This window comes from Bdellovibrio sp. MYbb2, assembly GCF_056175685.1.
This window is the reverse complement of record NZ_JBJKJI010000012.1, coordinates 1,587-4,836: the sequence shown is the minus strand read 5'-3', so window position 1 is coordinate 4,836 and position 3,250 is coordinate 1,587. Positions and strand designations below refer to the sequence as shown.

General features: G+C 45.7%; 3 protein-coding genes. 1 reads left to right on the top strand and 2 read right to left on the bottom strand.

Features of this window, described 5'->3' with window-relative positions:
- Positions 1 to 150 precede the first annotated feature (150 nt).
- Both AC04MQ_RS19265 and AC04MQ_RS19260 read right to left on the bottom strand, forming a co-directional pair.
- Positions 151 to 477: a hypothetical protein gene (locus AC04MQ_RS19265; RefSeq protein ID WP_475392894.1), complete on the bottom strand. Its 327-nt coding sequence runs from the start codon at positions 475 to 477 to the stop codon at positions 151 to 153.
- The gene (locus AC04MQ_RS19260; protein ID WP_475392893.1) at positions 477 to 1,118 is read right to left on the bottom strand and encodes a protein-glutamine glutaminase family protein; all 642 of its coding nucleotides are present in this window, start codon (positions 1,116 to 1,118) and stop codon (positions 477 to 479) included. Before AC04MQ_RS19260 ends, AC04MQ_RS19265 begins: the two co-directional genes overlap by 1 nt.
- Before the next feature lie 173 nt (positions 1,119 to 1,291).
- On the opposite strand from AC04MQ_RS19260, the gene AC04MQ_RS19255 reads away from it, so the two are divergent.
- Positions 1,292 to 3,250 (top strand): sialate O-acetylesterase (locus AC04MQ_RS19255; protein WP_475392892.1); only part of this gene is annotated, 1,959 nt, incomplete at its 3' end.

Sequence of the window (3,250 nt, the reverse complement as noted above, 5' to 3'; positions counted from 1 at the left end):
ACTCGTCTGAGGGAGGCGACAGCACTGGAATCATCTTCAAAGACCCTTAGAAAGGTATGGGGTTGCTAAGGGGCTTTCAAATATGGACTTTGGTCGCCGATTTTCAGGTGGCTCAGTCAGCTTCGGACCTAGGTAAAAAGAAAGTAGGGGCTATTCCCCGGCTTGAATAGTAAAAATTTGGCGGGAGATAGGGTCGACGCTGATTTTTAGCGCCGTCTTTGAATTTTTACTTTTTTCTAGTAGTCGTTTCAGCACCTCAGAATCTGAGTCTTTTGGGAAACTATAGAAAGCAGCATTTATACCAATTAAAATTTTAAATTCATGGTCGGTGACAATATAGTCAGTTACGGGACCAATAAGATCTGAAGTTTGGGTTGTAGGACTTCTTTTATATCCGGAAAATACTTTTGCGCCAGCGTGAGCAGGCATTGTTTGAACTCCTAAAATCATAACTAGTAAGATAGATAGACGCTTCATTATCTCGCTCCTTTTGCCTGGACAGATTGGCTTTTAGCTGTCCCTTTGTTTATCTTTGCCAAAACGGTCGTATACTTTTTCAAGGTATGAAGAGCGTGCCTGAGATCGGCTGTATGCCACGCATACTTTTTTCCTTCGCTTCCAAGGGGGCCGTACTGATAGCGGGCACCATAATAGACTTTCTGAACCTGTGCCTTGGGGCTTCCGTCGGCCTTCATCTTGCCGGTCCAATCGTCTACTGTCACGGGCTTATCGAAAAGAGAAGGATCAAATACCATGAGCTTTTCTTTTTTGCCGTTTTCTTTTACGTAAACGACTGGCGCCACGTGATATCCCCATTCCACATCTGGAAATTTGGGATTGTCCGTTTTTACACGAAGGAATCCAGTGGCCCAGACTTTACCCATTTCTATTTTTTCTTTCTCGGCTATCAGGGCCATCGCTGTTGCTCGGGCATAGCATCCGTCGACTGGATATCCGAAAGGAATATTCGTGTTGGCCTTAATTTCTGAAAATAGCTGATCTGCTTGCTGCGCAGAAATAACGGATACATCCACGACACCTGTACTGTTAAACGCATCGGGAATTGTTGATGAAGATGCAAGAGCCAGAAATGCAATAAATAGTAATTGTAATGCCATGTCTGTGTGGATCGGCGCGAAATGGAACAAGCTGAATAAACTCAAATAAAGATGTATTCTGATGAATTTAGAATATCTATTTGTCTACGGGGGTGTCTTATTTCTTTCAGAACGATAATGGTTTTAGGTCCAGCTGTATCAACCCGATAGGTATTAACTGGTAGGGGAGTGATATGGTTTTTAAAAAATATCAAAGATTGTTCTCTATTTTTGCTTTGTCTTTGGCAGTTTTGCCTGCATTCCAGAATTGCACTGGTGGTCTTTATGCACAGGAAGAGCTTTCATTAAAGCAAGTTGTGCACCAATTAGAGGGCGTTAAAGCTCTTAGCAGTCAGTCTATTGAACCGACGGTTCCTTACCAAGATAAGTCCTATTCAAAAAATACGGCTACAGATGCAATTTTGAGTATTCGTCAAAAGCAGGTCTTCCAAAGAAAAAAATCTGTGATGTACGAAGGCAGCCAGATGATGAACGCGGCAGTTGTGCCGCTGCGTTTTAGAAAGGCTTCCAGCAGTATTAAATATGCTACTGTCGTGATCCGCTCGGGTTCCGATGTTCGACTGAATAAAAGCTATGTTACGACCAATTCTGCAAGTGAAGTGACTATTCCTTTGGGCCTTGTTGCCGGCGGATGGTATTCCTTAGAGCTAACTCAGGTCGACGAAGTAAATAATCGTTCTTATAAATCAGAAGTGGCACAATTTGGCGTCGGAGATATCTATCTTATTGCCGGACAGTCCAATGCGGCTGGGCACGCGGAGGTACGAGTTACAGCCAAAAATCCTTTAGTAGTTATGAATGATCCAGAAGCACAGCTTTGGTCGCCCGCGGTAGATCCATTGCCATTTGCCTCGGCAGATCCCACTCGATATCTGAATAATGGCAAAGGCCAGGGGTCGACGTGGCCAGAGCTCGGTGATCATTTAGCGCAAAAACACAATATCCCTGTTGCATTCTTAAATACCGCGGTCGGGGGTACTGATCTTTCTTCTTGGTTGCCGGGGGCTGCTCCCTATAGAACGGGAGCTAACGTGAATAACGACTTCATTGACTATCATCTTTATGACCGCTTGCTCTTCGCGGCTAAGTACCTACAAGAAAAAAGTGGAGGCTTTGCCATGATATTGTGGCATCAGGGGGAATCGGATCTGACTGTGGATTGCACGGCTCAAAATGTTCAGACCTGTGCAGCATCTCATTACGTAAATCGGTTCTCGCACTTGAAAACAAGTCTGGACAATCAGGTGGGAATAAACATCAAATGGATTGTCGCGCGCACTACTTTTGGTCCAGACCGCGTTAACGAAGGATGTATCGGTCTTCGTCGTTATCCGCGCTCGGAATATAGTTCCCAAATCTTAAGAGAAGCACAGCAGTCCCTTTGGGGTAAAAACAATGTTTTCCAAGGGCCCGAGTCCGATGATCTGCAACAGGGATATCGTGATTCTGCCTCCTGTATCCACTTTAACTATAACGGCCAAAGAGAAATGTCTTTGCGTTGGTTCAACGCCATTGAAGCCTCACTTCCGGCCAGCAGCCCGTCTGACTTGAGCTGTAAAAAAAACGGCTTCTTTGGTGAGGGCAATGCTAGAATGGAATTTGCTTGTGAATGTACAGGTGTATTGTCCGGTTGGGTGGATGTTGGGGGAGGGTGCTACCATAGAAAGGCGACTGGTTCGACGCCTGCACCAACACCGAATCCTACACCCGGGCCAACACCCAATCCGCCTTCTGGGCCGAGACAAGTTCGTCTTGTGGATCGCTCGCAGGCTAAAGACGGCTTTGTCACTGGATTTGACCAGGAAATATATGGAGCGGGAGAAACAGCTCGAGCTTGTACTGGGATTGTCGAGAATGGCGGCTGCACGCGCGACAGTGATTTCGTTTTATTAACGAAGGCTTGGGGGGCAGCGTCTTATCGAAAGAATGAGGATGTCTTTGTTCACAGATCGAATGTGACGGGCCGAGGATTCCCAATGGGCTATTATTACACGGCGATTATTGCGGCTGACGGTTCTCGACATAAATTGTTGTTCACACCTACAAACAGTGTGAGCTCTCCTCAGGCACCTTCTTGTAAAAACACAGGATTCTTTGGTGAAGGTGGGAAAAGAACTGAATTTGCCTGTGAG

What these genes read in the sequence shown, in the direction of transcription:
- AC04MQ_RS19265 (WP_475392894.1), bottom strand. Translation starts at nt 477, where the DNA reads ATGAAGCGTCTATCTATCTTACTAGTTATGATTTTAGGAGTTCAAACA.
- AC04MQ_RS19260 (WP_475392893.1), bottom strand. Translation starts at nt 1,118, where the DNA reads ATGGCATTACAATTACTATTTATTGCATTTCTGGCTCTTGCATCTTCA.